Raw genomic sequence first — 16150 nt, 5'->3', positions numbered from 1 at the left:
CCCGGCGTTGCTGCCCGCGCTGCTCCCGCCGCTGCCCAGCGTTGTTAAGAAGGGGCCCCTGCTCTACCTGAAGCGTTAAGAAGGGGCCCCTCCTTACCGCCATCGCCGCCTCCGTAGCGGGCGCTCTCCAGCGTCCAGTCGATCGTGCCCCGGACGGCGGCGGCGACCCCGTCGAGGTGGTCGGCGACCGCCTCGTCCAGCGCCGGCCCGAACGACGGCACGCCCGCGCGCAGCTCGACGAAGCGGCGCATCGCCGCCCGCCACCGCTCGGCGGCCGGGCCGAGCGCCGCCTCCACCCCGACGCCCCGCTCGGCGGCCAGCGCCAGCACCAGGTTGTGCCCGCCGGAGGTGGCCCGGTCCCGCTCCAGCGAGGCGATGTCGTTGTACCAGGAGAGCAGGTCGTTGCCGAGATCGCCGATCTCGCGCAGCCGCGGGTGGTGGTACACCGCGTCGGGCAGCGGCCGGCCCGTCACGAACTCGATCAGCGGATACGACACGTACGCCGCCGAGGTGGCCCGGCGCAGCTCGACGTACCGGGCGACGTCCGGCGGGCGGCCGGCCGCCTTCTCCACCGCCTCCAGCCACGCGCCGTGCAGGTGGTTACCGACCGCGTCCGTGAACCTCTCCCGCCAGCGCGCCGGCATCCGGCGGCGCGGTTCCCGCCACGCCCGCACCAGCAGCCGGCGCAGTGGGCCCGTGAGGCCCGGGTGTCGCCCCCGGGGCCCGTCGCGCAGCAGCCGGAGCGTCCCGTCCCGCAGGGCGAGGATCTGGTCGGGGCGCAGCCGGTCCGGTCGGTCGCAGGCGTCGTCGACCAGGAAGAACCAGGTGAACAGTGCCGCGATGGCGCGCAGGTCGGGCTCGGTGGCCTCCGGGTAGAGCCGGCCCGCGTACCGGGCGAACCGGGCGCGGGACAACCGGTCCAGGGCGGGGGAGTCCAACGGCAGGCCGACCCCGGGCAGCCGGTCGTCGAGCCAGCGTTGCACCCGGTCGGCGTACGGCGACAGCCGAGGCGGAATCGGGCAGTCGGCGCGCAGCGACCGGAGGATGTCGTCGGTCATCACCGATTCCCCCTGTGGGACGTGAATCGTTTTCGGCAGCATGGCAGGTCGACCCCGTGCGATGCCCCCCACCCTGCCCGGGGTGGGGGCGGTCGGTGGACCATCCCCGTGACCAGGCAGGCTGGAGGGCATGCGGGAACCATGGGTGGTGGGAGTCTCCGGCGCATCGGGCACGCCGTACGCGGCTGCGGTCGTCCGGGGGCTGCTCGACGCCGGCGAACCGGTGGACCTGGTCGTCTCCCGGGCCGCCCGGCTGACCATCCTCGACGAGACCGGGCGGGCCTTCCGCGACGGGCACTGGGCCGAGGACCTCGCCGCCTGGCTCGGCCGCGACCTGGGCGACGCCGACGTGCGGCACTGGCCCGCCGGCGACCTCGCCGCCGGCCCCAGCAGCGGCTCCTACCGGGTACGCGGAATGGCGGTGGTGCCGGCCAGCACGGCGGCCTGCGCCGGCATCGCGATCGGCCTGTCGAAGGACCTGTTGCAGCGGGCCGCCGAGGTCAACCTCAAGGAGCGCCGGCCGGTGGTGGTCGTGCCCCGGGAGACGCCGGTGACCCGCAGCCACCTGGAGCACCTGATCGCCCTGCACGACGCCGGGGCGGTGGTGTTGCCGGCCAGCCCCGGCTTCTACGGTGCCGGGGCGTCCGCCTCCGCGCAGCAGCTCGTCGACTTCGTGGCCGGGAAGGTGCTCGACGCGCTGGGCGTGCCGCACACGCTGTTCCGCCGCTGGTCCGGCGAGCTGGGCGCCACCCGCTCCTGAACCACGTCCGGGGCCGGTGGTCGGCCCTGCCGCTGCGGGCTTCCGACGCCCGGGACCGGTGGCGGGACGCGGGCCGGACTGGCCGGCCCGTGCCCGTCAGCGCACCTGCTCAGTACATCCCGGCATTGGCCGGGCCAGGGCCGGTCGACGCGGCGGGGCCGACGTTACGGGCCTTCCCCATCTCATCCGCCTCGTCCAGCATGCCCTCCCCCTCAAGCAGGGCCCGCACCTCGGATTCCCGAAACCGGCGATGCCCGCCTGGAGTCCGGATGCTGCCGATCCGGCCGGCCGCCGCCCAGCGCGTCACAGTTTTCGGGTCAACCCGAAACAGCGCGGCGACCTCACCCGGTGTCAGCAGGCGATCTCCAGTGTCCACAGCCCCCTCCTCGCGTCGACGAAGCCCCCGGCTGAACACACTGCCCCCGGCCGGTGCGAGCCCAGAGCCGTCATGAGGGACGTATGGCAATTACAGCACCAGCGACCTGGCCTGTCCGCCAAACGCGAAAAACGCACTGAGTGGGAAGTTAGTAAACTGGGGCGTCTCTGCTCTCCCTCGACCGAAGGTCTGCGGACACTCACCTACTGTCATGTGCAACGCATGCCGGGCGACCGGCGTTACGCCCCAACGACTAGGGTCACAGTCCGTGGACGCCATCGACCTGAGCCTCGTGGAGCTGTTGCAGGGCAACGCCCGACTCTCGTACGCCGAGCTGGCCCGCCAGGTCGGGCTCTCCGCCCCGGCCGTGCACGAGCGGGTCGGCAAGCTGGAGTCGGGCGGCGTCGTGCGGGCCTACCGGGCCGAGGTCGAGCCCGAGGCCATCGGCCTCGGCGTGACCGCGCTCATCGGCATCGTCGAGGACTCCGGCGGCGACACCGACGACGTGCTGGAGGCGTTCCGGCGGATGCCCGAGATCGAGTCCTGCTACTTCATGGCGGGAGTCGAGTCGTTCCTGCTCAAGGCCCGGGTCGGCACCATCGCCGAGCTGGAGCAGCTGATCGTGCGGCTGAACCGTACCCCCGGGGTGGCCTCCACCCGGACGGGCATCGCGCTGTCCACCAAGTGGGAGAACCGCCCGCAACCGCTCGCCCGCCCCGCGACCTGACCGGGCCACCCGGCGGCCTCGCCGGCCTCGACCGGCCGGCGACCAGGGCCGATCCGCTTGCTACGTTTCCGAACATGACTCATCTCGACCGGTGCGACGAGGCCAGCCGGCGCTGGGTGACCGAGGCGATCGCCACGGTCGAGGCCGACGCCAACCGGTCCGCCGACACCCACCTGCTGCCGTTCCCGCTGCCCCGCGAGTGGGGCATCGACCTCTACCTCAAGGACGAGTCGGTGCACCCCACCGGCTCGCTCAAGCACCGGCTCGCCCGCTCCCTGTTCCTGTACGGGCTCTGCAACGGCTGGATCGGCCCCGGGACGACGATCGTCGAGGCGTCCTCCGGCTCGACGGCGGTCTCCGAGGCTTACTTTGCCCGGATGCTGGGGCTGCCGTTCATCGCGGTCATGCCGGCGTCCACCTCGCCCGAGAAGATCACCCAGATCGAGTTCCAGGGCGGGCGCTGCCACCTCGTCGACGACCCGGCCAAGGTGGTGGTCGAGGCGCGCTGGCTCGCCGAGGACTCCGGCGGGCACTTCATGGACCAGTTCACGTACGCCGAGCGGGCCACCGACTGGCGGGGCAACAACAACATCGCCGAGTCGATCTACGCCCAGCTCGCGCTGGAGCGGCACCCCGTGCCGGCCTGGATCGTCGTCGGGGCCGGCACCGGCGGCACCAGCGCCACCATCGGCCGCTACACCCGGTTCCGGCGGCTGCCCACCAAGCTCTGCGTGGTCGACCCCGAGAACTCGGCGTTCTACCCCGCCTGGCAGGCCGCCGACTGGACGGTGTGCACCGGTCGGGGCTCGCGGATCGAGGGCATCGGCCGGCCCAGCGTGGAGGCGTCGTTCCTGCCCGCCGTGGTGGACCGGATGGTCCAGGTGCCCGACGCCGCGTCCCTGGCCGCCATGCGGGCCGGCTCGGCGCTGCTCGGCCGCCGCGTCGGCGGCTCCACCGGCACCAACCTGTGGGGCGCGTTCGGCCTGATCGCCGGCATGCTCGCGGAGGGCCGCACCGGCTCGGTGGTCACTCTGATCTGCGACCCGGGGGACCGGTACGCCGACACGTACTACGCCGACGACTGGGTGGCCGGGCAGGGCCTCGACCTCGCCCCGCACCTGGCCACCGTCGACCGCTTCCTGGCGACCGGCGCCTGGCCCGCATGAAGCGCAAGGAAGGGCCCCCTGTTAACGCATTCTGTTGTACAGGGGACCCCTGTTAACACGGACCGCGCGGCCGTGGGCCCTCAGCGCGGGGCGATGCGTTCGGCCAGGCCCGGATAGCGCAGCACCCAGCCGCCCGGGTCGACGTCCAGCTCCGTGGTGAACGTCTCGCTGGCGAAGCGGAGCCGGCCGGGCCCGAGCGCCGCGTAGACCTGCTCGGCGGGCAGCACCATCAGGCTGGGCACCTGCACCCACGCCACGGTGATCCGGTGCGCCGCCCCCGGCTCCGCCGGACCCGGAGACGACGTCGTGGTCGCGGCCGGGGCCAGCCCGAGCCGGCGTACCGGAAGGGTGTTGAACAGCGGCGAACCGCCCAGGTCGACGTCCACCGCGCCCGCCAGCCGGTCCGGATCGTCGAGGCCGGGCAGGCCGGCCGCCGGATGCCCGGCCGCCCGCAACGCCGCGTCCAGGTCGCCCTGCTCGGCGGCGGTCACCCGCCACCGGTCGCCCGCCGGCTCCAGGCGCACGCTCCGCTGCCAGCCCGCGCCCTCCGCCTCGACCTCCAGCCGGCTGGTCGCCCAGTCGGGCCCGACCGTCAGCCGGTACCGGCAGGTGTAGGGGATCGGGTCGACGGCGAGCACGACGCCCTGCGCGCCGAGCCCGGCGCCGTCGTCGAACACCACGTGCTCGCTGCCGGCGGTGTCCGTCCGGGCCCAGAACAGCGACTTCGGCATTGTCGGCATGAACCGGACATTACGGCACGCCGGACCGGCCGGCAGCGCAAGCGGAAACGCCGCCGCGGAGCGTGGGCTCCGCGGCGGCGTTCCGGTCGTCGTCAGAATCAGTGGGTACGCGCCGGCGGTCGCCCGCCGAAGCCGCGCCGGTCGTCACGGGGCCGGTCGTCCCGTCCGCGCCCCTCGGGGCGGAAGCCGCCCCGCCGGTCGCCGGTACGCGGGTCCCCGCCCCGCTCGCCGAAGCCCCGCTCGCCGAAGCCCCGCTCGCCGAAGCGGCGCTCGCCCGTGGGGCGGTCGCCGGTGGGGCGGTCGCCGGTGGGCCGGTCGTCGTGGCGGCGGTCGCCGCCGGGGCGGTCGCCGTAGCGACGTTCCCCACCGGCGCGCTCGTCGAACCGACGCGGGCCGGCCGTCCGGTCGCCGAAGCGCCGCTCGCCGGTGGGCCGGTCACTGGTCGGCCGGTCGCCGTAGCGCCGCTCGCCCGTGGGCCGGTCGCCGGTGGGCCGGTCGCCGTAGCGGCGGTCGCCACCGGAGCGGTCGTCGAACCGTCGCTCGCCGAAGCCTCGGTCGCCCCGGTCGTCGTGGCGGCGCTCGCCCGTCGGGCGGTCACCGAACCGGCGGTCCCCGCCGACGCGCTGCTCCCGATCGCCGTGCCGCCGCTCGCCGTAGCCGCGCTCGCTGGTGGGCCGGTCGCCGTAGCCGCGCTCGCTGGTGGGCCGGTCGCCGTAGCCGCGGTCGCTGGTCGGCCGGTCAACGTAGCGGCGCTCGCTGGCGGGCCGGTCGCTGTAGCGGCGCTCGCTGGTCGGCCGGTCGCTGGTGGGCCGGTCGCCGTAGCCGCGTTCGCCGGTGGGCCGGTCGCTGTAGCGGCGCTCGCCGTAGCTGCGTTCGCCGGTGGGCCGGTCGCCGTAGCGACGCTCGCCCCGGCCGTCCCGGTCGCCGTAGCGGCGTTCGCCCCGCTCCTCGAACCGGCGCGGCCCGGCCGGACGGTCGCCGTGCCGGCGCGGGGCGGGCGGCTCGTCGCGGACCGGCACGCCGCTGGGCTCCTGGGCGCCGGTCAGCTCGGCCAGGGCCGGGTCGCCGGCCCGGACCCGGGTCTCCGCCGGCTCGACGCCGGCCTTCTGCAACATGGCGAGGGTGGTCCGGCGCTGCTTGGGCAGCACCAGCGTGGCCACCGCACCCGACTCGCCGGCCCGGGCGGTACGCCCCGCCCGGTGCAGGTAGTCCTTCGGGTCCTTCGGCGGGTCCACGTGCAGCACCAGGGAGACGCCGTCCACGTGGATGCCCCGGGCGGCGACGTCCGTGGCGACCAGCACACTCATCCGGCCCTCGCGGAACTCGGCCAGGGTCTTGGTGCGCATCCGCTGCGTCTTGCCCCCGTGCAGCCCACCGGCCCGTACGCCGACGGCGGCGAGCTGCTCGACGAGCCGGTCCACCCCGAGCTGGGTGCGGGCGAAGAGCATCGTCCGGCCGGACCGGGCGGCGATGGACGCCGCCACGGCGAACTTGTCGTGCGGCGGGATCAGCAGCAGGTGGTGGTCCATCGTGGACACGGCGGCGGTAGCCGGGGCCGTCGAGTGGGTGACCGGGTCGGTCATGAACCGCTTGACCAGCGAGTCCACGTCACCGTCCAGGGTGGCGGAGAAGAGCAGCCGCTGGCTGCCGGCCGGCGTCTTGGCCAGCAGTTCGGTGACCTCCGGCAGGAAGCCCATGTCGGCCATCTGGTCGGCCTCGTCGAGCACGGTCACCTCGACGTCGTCGAGGTGGCAGACGCCCCGGTTGATCAGGTCGCCCAGCCGGCCGGGGGTGGCCACGACGATCTCCACGCCCCGCCGGAGCGCGTCGATCTGCCGGTCGTACGGCACGCCGCCGACGGCGGTCTTCAGGAAGATCCCGACCGCCTTGCCGAGCGGCACGAGCGCGTCGTTGACCTGCATGGCCAGCTCCCGGGTGGGCACCAGCACCAGGGCCCGGGGGTGCAGCGGGCGGGCCCGGTTGCGCTTGGCGAGCCGGGCGATCACCGGCAGGCCGAAAGCGAGGGTCTTGCCGGAGCCGGTCTGGCCCCGACCGAGGACGTCGCGCCCGGCGAGGGCGTCGGGCACGGTGGCCCGCTGGATCGGGAACGGCGTGGTGATGCCCAGCCGGTCGAGCGCCTGGACCAGCGACTCGGGCAGGCCGAGCGCGCCGAAGTCCACGGCGACGTCGGACTCGGCGTCGGGTTCGCTGGCGTCGGCCTTGGCGGGTTCGTCGGCGGCGGCGCCGAGCGCCGCGTCGTCGACGACGGCGGTTTCGAGCGCCGCGTTGTCGTCGACGGTGTCGCGGGGGGCGGTCCCGGCGACGTCGGCGGAGCCGGTCTCGGCGGCGGGGGCGTCGGCCGGGTCGTTCGCCTCGGCCGTGGTGTCGAGGACGGACGGGAACGTGCTGGGGTCAGCAAACGTGGTCAAGAAATGCCTTTCGAGCGGGGCGCATCTTCGCGATGGCCTGCCGCAGCTGAACGCCGCCGGATCGCCCGCAAGATCGCCCATGGGCGCGCCTCACGCGCGCCGGGTCAAGGATCACGACAAGTGTACGGCGACAAGGCAAACCCGCCACCGTGCCACGAGACCGTAGTGGGCGGGCTCACCATCCCCGGCCCGCTCAGCCGCCCTCCGGTCCGGCTCGGTGGCCTGTGCGGTCCGCTCAGGGCCGCCCACGCCCGCCGGGTCGTCTACCTGTCCGCGCGTGCCCCGCCGCCTGCTCAGCTGTTGAGGAGGCCGCCGACCAGCCCGTCCATCGCGTCGCCGGCCAGCAGCACGACGAGCACGCCGATCGCGACGAGCAGCCCGAGCGACGCCACCAGGACGATCAGCACCTTGGCGGTGCTGGATCGCGCGGCCGGGGCGTCCGTCCAGCCCTGGGCCAGGATGTGCCCGGTCAGCGAGCCGGAATTGTCCAGTTGGTTGCCGGTGGGCAGCGCGACCGTGGCGAAGCCCGGCCCGTCGGTGCCGTACGCGGTGCTGGCGAGGTCGGCCGTCCCCGGCTCCGGGCGAGGGGCGGGGCTGCCGACGGTGGCCCGGCCGCCGGGGGCCCCGCCCGGGGGCGCGGGAGGCGCGTCCGGGGGCGCCACCGGCCAGGCGGTGGTCGGGGCCGCGCCGTACAGGCCGGACGCCGGCCGACCTGCGGCCGGCAGCCCCGTTGCGGGAGCACCCGACGCCGGGACGCCCGATGCGGGAGCTGCCGATGCGGGAGCTGCCGAGGCGGGGACGCCCGAGACCGGGGCGGCCGGTGCCGGCGTCCTTGCCACGCCGCCGGCGGCGGGCGTGCCGTCGCGCTGGGTGGCCGGGTTGGTCGGCGGCGGCCAGGCCGGGAGCGCCGGGGCCGGCACGACAGGGGACTGCGCGGCGGGCGGCGACGCCGGTTCCGTCGGGAACGGCGGTGCGGCGTGGCCCGCCGGCCAGCCCGCGGGGGCCCCGGACGACGGCGGAGCTGACGACGGCGCGGAGCCGGCCGGGCCGGCCGGTGGCCAGGTCGGGGTGGCCGGCGCGGTCAGTGGTGGTGGCGGGAACGGCGGTGCCGGCATCGGGCCGGGCGGCAGCGGGGACGGCGGCACGGCCGGACCGGGCGGGGGGACCGGCGGGCCCGGCACGGGACCGGGCGGAGGCACGGGACCGGGCGTCGGCGGCGGCACGGCCGGGCCGGGCGGCGGGACCGGGGCTGGCGGGTACGGCCCGGGGGTCGGCGGCGTCGGCTCGGGGACCGGCGGGTTCGGCGACGGCGGCGGGGGACCCGGCACGGGCGGCGTGGGCGGGTTCGGCCCCGGAACGGGCGTGGGTGCCGGGGCGGGCTCCGGCTCCGGCGGCGAGGGCGGCCCGGCCGGCTTCGGAGGCTCGGCCGGCTCCGGGGGCCGGGCGGGCTCGGGCGGCTCGGGGCTCACCGGGGCCGACCGGTAGACCTTGGCGCTGCCGGGCTTCGCCGCGCCGGCCGCCTCCGCCCCGACGGCGCCTGCCGCCTCGTCGGCGGAGACCCGGTTCAGGCCGGGCACCGAGACGCTGGCCCGGGCGGACCCGCTGCCGCCGGCCCGCTGGCTCGGCACGCCAGCGCCGGTCCGGGCGCTGCCCGGGGCGGGTGCCACGCCGACGCCGGCGGCCGGTGTGACACGGGCGTCCGGCGTGACGCCGCCGCCTTCGGCACCCGGTGTCGGCCCGGTGGCGCCGCCCCCGATCGTCCCGCCGGGCGGCGTCGAAGGCCGTCCCGGGACGGAATCGAGCGCCGGGGCACCCGCGCGGTACGTGGTGCCGCTGCTGCCCGCGACCGGCAACGCGGAGCTGTCGGGCGGGACGGTCACGCCGGAGACGCTCACCCGGGCCCGCGCTGTCGCGGCGGGCACCGCCGCCCGTCCGGCCGACCCGGGCTGCGACCCGTCGGCCGGCGCGGTGCCGACCGGGGTGCGTGTGGAGCCGGCCGGGCCACCGCCCGGGGCGGGTGGGGATCCGGGGTCAAGCCGGGATCCGGGGTCGGTCGTTCCCGCCGGAACCTCTTGCTCGCCCATGGTCGTCCTCCGTGCCCACGCTCGCCTCCGGGCCCGAGGCGTCGGGCCGGAAGTGTATGGGTGTCACGGTGCCACATTCCCGCCCGGCAGCACAGCCGGAGTGGACGGATGCGCTCAGTCCGCCGTGCTCGTCGAGGGGTCCGGTGCGGCGCTGTCGCTCGGTGCCAGGCTGCTGGCCTGGGTGGTTGGCGCGGGCGACGGGGACGGGGTGTCCGACGGGCTCGGCGTCGGAGTCGGCGTCGGCGTCGGGCTCGCCGTCGTCGGCTTCGGCGACGGGGTCGTGGGCTTGGGCGACGGGGTGGTCGGCTTCGGCGTCGGAGAGTTCGTCGGCTTGGGGGTGCTGGTGGGCTTCGGCGTGGTCGGAGCCGGGGTGGGGGTGGGCGTCGGGGCGGGCACCGCGCCGACCACGCGGGTCGCGGCGTAGAGCCGGGACCAACCCACCGTGCTGATCTTCACCGTCTGGCCCGTGGTGGGGGACTGCACCATCTTGCCGTTGCCGATGTACATCGCGACGTGGTGGATCGTCGTCCAGCTGCTGCCGGAGGCGAAGAACAGCAGGTCGCCGGGGAGCAGCGCGCTGCGGCTCACCGTGCGGCCCCGGGTCGCGTAGTACTGGTCGCGGGAGACCCGGGGCAGCTGGTTGTAGCCGGCCGACCGGTAGGCGGCCCACATCAGCCCGGAGCAGTCGAAGGCGTCCGGGCCCTCGGCGGCCCAGACGTACGGGTCGCCGAGCTGGGCCAGGGCGTAGCGGACGGCGGCCAGCGCGGTCGGGCTCGCGGTGAGGCCGTTGCTGCTCTGCCCGTCGACGTAGCCCGCGCCGAGCTGCTGCTCGAGGGCCTCCTGCTGGCGCTCCAGCTCGATGATCTGCGCGGCGTTGTCCTTGCGCAGCTTGAGCAGCTTCTTCTCCTGCTCGTGGAGGGACTTCTCCACGGCGGCGTACTGGTTTCGGACCGAACGCACCCGGGTGTCGGCGGCGAGCCACGCCTGGTAGGCGACCTGTTCGGCGGCGCGGGCGCGGGTCAGCTCGCCGGCTGCGGCGGTCGTCGCCCCCTCCGCCTCCTCGCCCCGGGTGATCTGCTGGAGCATGTTGAGCCCGTGCAGGTCCTCGGCGAACTCGCCGGGCGGCAGCGCGGCGGCGGCCTTGAGCGCGCCGGCCGCGGCGGCGTCGGCGCCCTCCTGGGCGCGGGCCAGGGCGTCGCGGGCCGCCTTCAGGTCCCGGTCGGCGGCGGCGAGCTGGGCCTCGGCGTCGGTGCGGGTCTGCCGCAGCCCGAGCAACTGGTCGCCGAGGAGGCCCACCTGGGCCTCGGCGGCCGCGATGGCGGCGGCGAGCGGCCCGGTGCCGAGCGGCGTCACCGGCGCGCCGGCACCGGGGATGGCGGGGCCGTTCAGGCCGGGCACCGGGAGCCCGCCGACGGCGACGGGGCGGGAACCGGTGTCGGGCACGACGTTGGGCAGCGGCGGTTCGGCGTACGCGGGGGTGGCGAGCGCGGCCGTGGCCACGGCGCTGAGCAGGGCGGACCACAGCGCTGGCCGGAGCACGGGCGAGAACAGGGGCGCCCTCCGTCGCTGCCGTCGCTGTCGTCGCGTGCTCTGCACCATTCCGCTCCCCGTCCGGCGTGGGTGGGCGCCGCGCTCGGGTGGCGCGACGGCGGGGGCGGCCCCGAATGTGGCGCGCCCCACCCTGTCTTACCGCACCCGGGCAGTGATGTCGATGGCGTAACAGGTTACGAGCGGCTGAGAGTCCGGTGAGGTACGTCGCTGGGGTCGACCGCATCGGCGGTGGGTCGACGACCCGACGTAGGCTCGACGGGACCGCAGGTGGAAGGGACGTGGCTTTCGATGGACGCCGGACTCAAGCGCGAGCTCGAAGAGAAGGTGTACGCGGGCGAACGGTTGACCCGTGAGGACGGGATCGCCCTCTACGACAGCGACGACCTGACCTGGCTGGGCCGCCTGGCGCACCACCGGCGCACGGAGCTCAACGGCGACCGGGTGATGTTCAACGTCAACCGGCACCTCAACCTGACCAACGTGTGCAGCGCCTCCTGCGCGTACTGCTCGTTCCAGCGCAAGCCGGGCGAGAAGGACGCGTACACGATGCGCATCGACGAGGCGGTCCGCAAGGCCAAGGAGATGGAGGACGAGCAGCTCACCGAGCTGCACATCGTCAACGGCCTGCACCCGACGCTGCCCTGGCGCTACTACCCGAAGGTGCTGCGCGAGCTGAAGGCGGCGCTGCCGAAGGTCAACCTGAAGGCGTTCACCGCGACCGAGGTGCAGTGGTTCGAGAAGATCAGCGGCCTGGGCGCCGACGAGATCCTCGACGAGCTGATGGACGCCGGCCTGGAGTCGCTGACGGGCGGCGGCGCGGAGATCTTCGACTGGGAGGTCCGCCAGCACATCGTCGACCACGCCTGCCACTGGGAGGACTGGTCGCGGATCCACCGGCTGGCCCACTCGAAGGGCATGAAGACCCCGTCGACGATGCTCTACGGCCACATCGAGGAGCCCCGGCACCGGGTCGACCACGTGCTGCGGCTGCGCGAGCTGCAGGACGAGACGGGCGGCTTCCAGGTCTTCATCCCGCTGCGCTACCAGCACGACTTCGTCGACTCGGCGGACGGCAAGGTCCGCAACCGGATCCAGGCGCAGACCACGATGGCGTCGCCGGCCGAGTCGCTGAAGACGTTCGCGGTCTCCCGGCTGCTGTTCGACAACGTGCCGCACGTGAAGTGCTTCTGGGTGATGCACGGCCTGTCGGTGGCCCAGCTCTCGCTGAACTTCGGCGTGGACGACCTGGACGGCTCCGTCGTGGAATACAAGATCACCCACGACGCCGACTCGTACGGCACCCCGAACACCATGCACCGCGACGACCTGCTGCACCTGATCTGGGACGCGGGCTTCCGCCCGGTCGAGCGCAACACCCGCTACGAGATCGTCCGCGAGTACGACGGGCCCCCGTCGCTGGCGGAGCGCCGGTCCGAGCCGCAGCAGGTGTGGGCCTGAGCAGCCCGTACCCTCGTAGGTCATGAGCGAGTCGAGTCGGCAGGGTCAGGGCGGGTTCCCGCGGCGGGACGCCGACGGGCGGATCGTCGCCCTCGGTGACCTGCTGGGCATCAGCCTCGCCGGTCTGGTGATCGGCCTGCTCGCCCTGCTGCTGTTCGACTGGGGCTTCGCCACGGTGGGCGCGGGCGACTTCGGCCGGGCCAACGGCTGGCTGGCGATCATCCTGCCGGCCTGGCTCTACTGGGAGGACTTCCGGGCCTGGGAGTTCGGCGCGGCCCGCGTGGTGGCCGCGCTGGTGGCGGCCGGGCTGGCCGTGGTCGGTGGCCTGGTGGTGGCCGGGCTGGCCGACGGGCTGCCGCCGCTGCTGGGCGGCGGGCTCGGCGCGGCGGCCTTCACCGTGGTCTACGCGGTGGTCTGGTTCACCGGGGTCCACTGGCTGGCCCGCCGGACGGGCTGAACCCCGCCCGGCGGGGACAGCCGGGGCGAACCCTACGGCCGGCCCCGCCGGCGGAGAACGGAGTGCGACGTGAGCGCGGCGGTCAAGTACACGCTGGGCCGGATCGGTCTGTTCGTGGTGGTCGTCGCGGCGCTCTGGCCGGTCGACCTGAACATCTTCCTGAAGCTCATGCTGGCGTTGGCGTTCTCCGCCGCGCTCTCGTTCTTCCTGCTGCGAAGCTGGCGGGACGAGATGGCCGGGGAGATGGCCGGGGCCGCCGAGCGCCGCCGGGCCGAGAAGGAGCGGCTGCGCTCCGCCCTGGCCGGCGACGACGAGCAGCCCGGCGACAAGAGCTGACGACCCCGCCGGTCACCAGTTGGTCGAGCCCGGGACCACCGGCCACGGCTGGTCCGCCGGCTTGATCAGGTACGCGATGCCGCCCGAGCCGCTGGCCACCTTCCCGTCGGCGCGGTAACGCTTGGTGCGCAGCCAGATCTGCTCGAACTGCTCCCGCTGGTAGACGTTGCGTACCTCCGCGTTCGACGACGACGCCGGGTCGTTGACGATCACGTCGCCGTCGGCGGTGAAGCCGACGACCACGAAGAGGTGCCCGGAGGTGCCGTAGTTGGACCCGTCCAGCTCGGTGTCGAGGAAGGACTGCGAGGTGATCACCGGGATGCCGGCGGCGACGAAGCGTTCCACCTCGTCGAGGGAGTGCAGCCGGGTCACCCGGGCGTCGATGTCGGGGAAGCTCGCGGCGTACGCGGTGTTGAACGGCCAGTTGCCCGCGCCCTCGTACTCGTAGTCCCAGGTCATCCGGGCGGCGTGGGCGACCTGCGGGTCGGTGTAGCCGGGGGTGACCCAGGCCAGGTCCTCGGCCGACGGGCCCCGGCCGTAGTACTCCAGCACCATCGTGGTCGACGTCGGGCTGCACCAGACCTGCCCGCCGCCGCCCCACTCGGGGTAGTTGCCCTTGTGGATCATCTGGGAGTGGGCGGGAACGGGCAGTTCCCTCCCCCAGGCGATCCCGCCCCGGCTCGGGGTGACGGTGAACCGGTCCGGCACGTTCGAGCTCATCGCGCCGAGCATCCGGACCCGGGGCGAGGCCGTCTGGCCGGGCTTGCGGTAGAGGCTGAGCCGCAGCTGGTACGACCGCAGCAGCACCCCGGCGTCGGCGTCGTCGATGGCGAACGTGTCCGTCCACACGCTCGACCACGGGTCGCCCTGACCGTCGAGGGTGGCCCGCCTGATGTCGGCGTCGCCGGAGGCCCACCGGCCCATGACGTACCAGGGGGTGCGGTCGCCGGTGTTGTACGTGCCCTGCAGCTCGACCTGGAGCCAGGTGCCCGCCGGGGTGTCGGCGTTCCACGAGGCGACCAGTTCGGTGGCGTCGAAGCCGATCCGGGTGGCCGGCGAGGTCCAGGTGGCGTACTCCCAGGTGCTGGTGGTGCCGGCGTGCTCGTCGGTGAACTCGGTCGTCCCGGCGGGTCGGCCGATGGTGATCCCGGCGCGGTGGCCGGGGACCGCCCGGGTGCCCCGGTGCGTGCCGGTACGCCAGTCGGGGTGGCGGGACCACTCCTGGAAGGTGATCTGCTCGTCGTGCTCGGCGGGCGGGTGGTGGCCGCTGGCGTGGGCGGGGACGGCCGTGCCGGCGAGGGCGAGGGTGGCGACGCCGGTGAGCGCGATCGCGCGTAGGGCAATGCTGGCCATGGGATCTCCGCGGGGTGAGGCGGGTCGGGGCATGCTTGCCGGTCACTATCCCGCTCGTCGGGAAGTTTCGCCAGATGTTCCCGCCAGGAAAATCCTTGCCGGCGTGAGGATGCGGTCGGGATGGATCGCGTAGTGAAAGATATTGATCTGACCATGTGACAGGTGGTGAAGTGTTGACCACGAGACGGGATCTCCCCGTACCCCCAGGAGGTTGTCCATGGCCTTCCGCACCTCGACCCGCCTGCGTCGCGCACTGGTGCTCGCCACCGCCGCCGGCCTGGGCCTCACCGTCGCCACCGGGCCGGTCTCCGCGCGCCCCGCCCCGGAGCCCGCCGCCGAGCCGGCCGCCGCCGAGTACGACGTGCTCGGCGTACGCACCCTGGCCGCCCGCACCGCCATCGCCCGCACCGGCGCCGCCGTCGACGCCGCCGAGCACGGCATCCTGCACGTCACGGCGACCGACGCCGAGGCGGCGGCGATCAGGCGGCTCGGCTACCAGGTGGAGAAGCAGGCACCCGTCCACGCAGACGGCGTCGGCACCACCGGCTTCCCGTCCGCCGACTCCAACTACCACGACTACGCCGAGCTGACCGCCGTGGTGAACAAGGTGGTCGCCGACCACCCGACCCTCGCCCGCAAGATCAGCATCGGCAAGTCGTACGAGGGCCGCGACCTGATGGCCGTCAAGATCTCCGACAACGTGGCCACCGACGAGGCCGAGCCGGAGATCCTGTTCAACTCGCAGCAGCACGCCCGCGAGCACCTGACCGTCGAGATGGCGATCTACCTGCTCAACCTGTTCACCGACAGCTACGGCAGCGACTCCCGGATCACCAACATCGTCAACACCCGGGAGATCTGGATCGTCCCCACCGTCAACCCCGACGGCAGCGAGTACGACATCGCCACCGGCTCCTACCGGTCCTGGCGCAAGAACCGCCAGCCCAACAGCGGCGCGTCGGCCGTCGGCACCGACCTGAACCGCAACTGGGGCTACAACTGGGGCTGCTGCGGCGGGTCCTCCGGGCTGCCGTCGTCGTCGACCTACCGGGGACCGTCTGCCTTCTCCGCCCCCGAGACGAAGGCGCTGCGTGACTTCGTCAACAGCCGGGTCGTCGGCGGCGTCCAGCAGATCAAGGCCAACATCGACTGGCACACGTACTCGCAGCTCGTGCTCTGGCCCTTCGGCTACACGACGGCGAACACCACCACCGGCATGACGGCGGACCAGTACAACACCTTCGCCACGCTCGGCCAGCAGATGGCGGCCACCAACGGCTACACCCCCGAGCAGTCCAGCGACCTCTACATCACCGACGGCGACAGCCTCGACTGGATGTGGGCGACGCACGGCATCTGGGCGTACACCTTCGAGATGTACCCCGGCTCGTCCGGCGCCGGCGGCGGCTTCTACCCGCCCGACGAGGTCATCCCGGCCCAGACCTCGCGCAACAAGGAGGCGGTCCTGCTGCTCTCCGAGTACGCCGACTGCCCCTACCGGGTGATCGGCAAGCAGGCCCAGTACTGCGCCTGACTCGCCCGTGGTGCGGGGTCCCGTCCGGGGCCCCGCACCCGTGTCGGTGTCGTCACGCCGGGTCATAGTCCCTAGATCAACGAGGTGTCACCGGGGCGTGCGCTACGGTGGCACCGACCAG

13 protein-coding genes and 1 pseudogene are annotated in these 16150 nt (G+C 74.2%); 7 read left to right on the top strand and 7 right to left on the bottom strand.

Translation table 11 applies throughout. The features are described from left to right. Positions 1 to 44: 44 nt before the first annotated feature. Entirely contained in the window at positions 45 to 1058 is a 1014-nt protein-coding gene (locus GA0070558_RS14335; protein ID WP_091279615.1) for a terpene synthase family protein, read from the bottom strand. Between the two features lie 130 nt (positions 1059 to 1188). Between GA0070558_RS14335 and GA0070558_RS14330 the strand changes: the two genes are divergently transcribed. Further along, the gene (locus tag GA0070558_RS14330; RefSeq protein WP_043961350.1) at positions 1189 to 1818 is read left to right on the top strand and encodes a UbiX family flavin prenyltransferase; all 630 of its coding nucleotides are present in this window, start codon (positions 1189 to 1191) and stop codon (positions 1816 to 1818) included. A gap of 109 nt (positions 1819 to 1927) precedes the next feature. On the opposite strand, the gene GA0070558_RS14325 is transcribed toward GA0070558_RS14330, so the two are convergent. Beyond that, positions 1928 to 2194, bottom strand: a complete 267-nt coding sequence (locus tag GA0070558_RS14325) for a BldC family transcriptional regulator (protein ID WP_043961351.1) — start codon at positions 2192 to 2194, stop codon at positions 1928 to 1930. A 268-nt stretch (positions 2195 to 2462) separates the two neighbouring features. Here GA0070558_RS14325 and GA0070558_RS14320 point away from each other — a divergent pair, with 268 nt between their 5' ends. Next, a complete protein-coding gene (locus tag GA0070558_RS14320; RefSeq protein ID WP_091279612.1) occupies positions 2463 to 2921 on the top strand; it encodes an Lrp/AsnC family transcriptional regulator in 459 nt (152 codons plus the stop codon). Positions 2922 to 2995: 74 nt separating this feature from the next. Further along, positions 2996 to 4087: an L-cysteine desulfhydrase Cds1 gene (gene cds1 / locus GA0070558_RS14315; protein ID WP_091279610.1), complete on the top strand. Its 1092-nt coding sequence runs from the start codon at positions 2996 to 2998 to the stop codon at positions 4085 to 4087. 80 nt (positions 4088 to 4167) lie between these two features. Here the strand turns inward: cds1 and GA0070558_RS14310 are convergent, their stop codons facing one another. From GA0070558_RS14310 to GA0070558_RS14290, 4 genes are all read right to left on the bottom strand, one after another. Beyond that, on the bottom strand, positions 4168 to 4827 hold the full coding sequence (locus tag GA0070558_RS14310; RefSeq protein WP_256091936.1) for a putative glycolipid-binding domain-containing protein: 660 nt from the start codon (positions 4825 to 4827) through the stop codon (positions 4168 to 4170). Between the two features lie 98 nt (positions 4828 to 4925). Beyond that, the gene (locus GA0070558_RS14305; protein WP_256091935.1) at positions 4926 to 7256 is read right to left on the bottom strand and encodes a DEAD/DEAH box helicase; all 2331 of its coding nucleotides are present in this window, start codon (positions 7254 to 7256) and stop codon (positions 4926 to 4928) included. Between the two features lie 293 nt (positions 7257 to 7549). Further along, positions 7550 to 9136 (bottom strand): hypothetical protein, encoded by a 1587-nt coding sequence (locus GA0070558_RS34330; RefSeq protein ID WP_141722212.1) that lies wholly within the window; start codon positions 9134 to 9136, stop codon positions 7550 to 7552. Between the two features lie 318 nt (positions 9137 to 9454). Beyond that, a complete protein-coding gene (locus tag GA0070558_RS14290; protein WP_091279596.1) occupies positions 9455 to 10939 on the bottom strand; it encodes a C40 family peptidase in 1485 nt (494 codons plus the stop codon). 240 nt (positions 10940 to 11179) lie between these two features. On the opposite strand from GA0070558_RS14290, the gene mqnE reads away from it, so the two are divergent. The 3 genes from mqnE (at position 11180) to GA0070558_RS14275 (ending at position 13142) form a co-directional block, all read left to right on the top strand. Continuing rightward, positions 11180 to 12349 (top strand): aminofutalosine synthase MqnE, encoded by a 1170-nt coding sequence (gene mqnE, locus GA0070558_RS14285; protein WP_077935631.1) that lies wholly within the window; start codon positions 11180 to 11182, stop codon positions 12347 to 12349. Between the two features lie 22 nt (positions 12350 to 12371). Next, the gene (locus tag GA0070558_RS14280) at positions 12372 to 12806 is read left to right on the top strand and encodes a hypothetical protein (RefSeq protein WP_077935632.1); all 435 of its coding nucleotides are present in this window, start codon (positions 12372 to 12374) and stop codon (positions 12804 to 12806) included. A 69-nt stretch (positions 12807 to 12875) separates the two neighbouring features. Continuing rightward, on the top strand, positions 12876 to 13142 hold the full coding sequence (locus tag GA0070558_RS14275) for a DUF4229 domain-containing protein (RefSeq protein ID WP_091279593.1): 267 nt from the start codon (positions 12876 to 12878) through the stop codon (positions 13140 to 13142). A gap of 12 nt (positions 13143 to 13154) precedes the next feature. On the opposite strand, the gene GA0070558_RS14270 is transcribed toward GA0070558_RS14275, so the two are convergent. Beyond that, on the bottom strand, positions 13155 to 14495 hold the full coding sequence (locus GA0070558_RS14270) for a C39 family peptidase (RefSeq protein WP_091279590.1): 1341 nt from the start codon (positions 14493 to 14495) through the stop codon (positions 13155 to 13157). A gap of 217 nt (positions 14496 to 14712) precedes the next feature. On the opposite strand from GA0070558_RS14270, the pseudogene GA0070558_RS14265 reads away from it, so the two are divergent. Then, positions 14713 to 16023 (top strand): annotated as a pseudogene (locus GA0070558_RS14265) (M14 family metallopeptidase); the annotation flags it as partial. Between the last annotated feature and the right edge of the window lie 127 nt (positions 16024 to 16150).

It is taken from the genome of Micromonospora haikouensis, assembly GCF_900091595.1.
Classification (GTDB): Bacteria; Actinomycetota; Actinomycetes; order Mycobacteriales; family Micromonosporaceae; genus Micromonospora; species Micromonospora haikouensis.
Note: the sequence above shows the minus strand (reverse complement) of the source record. Positions and strands in the feature narration are given on the sequence as shown.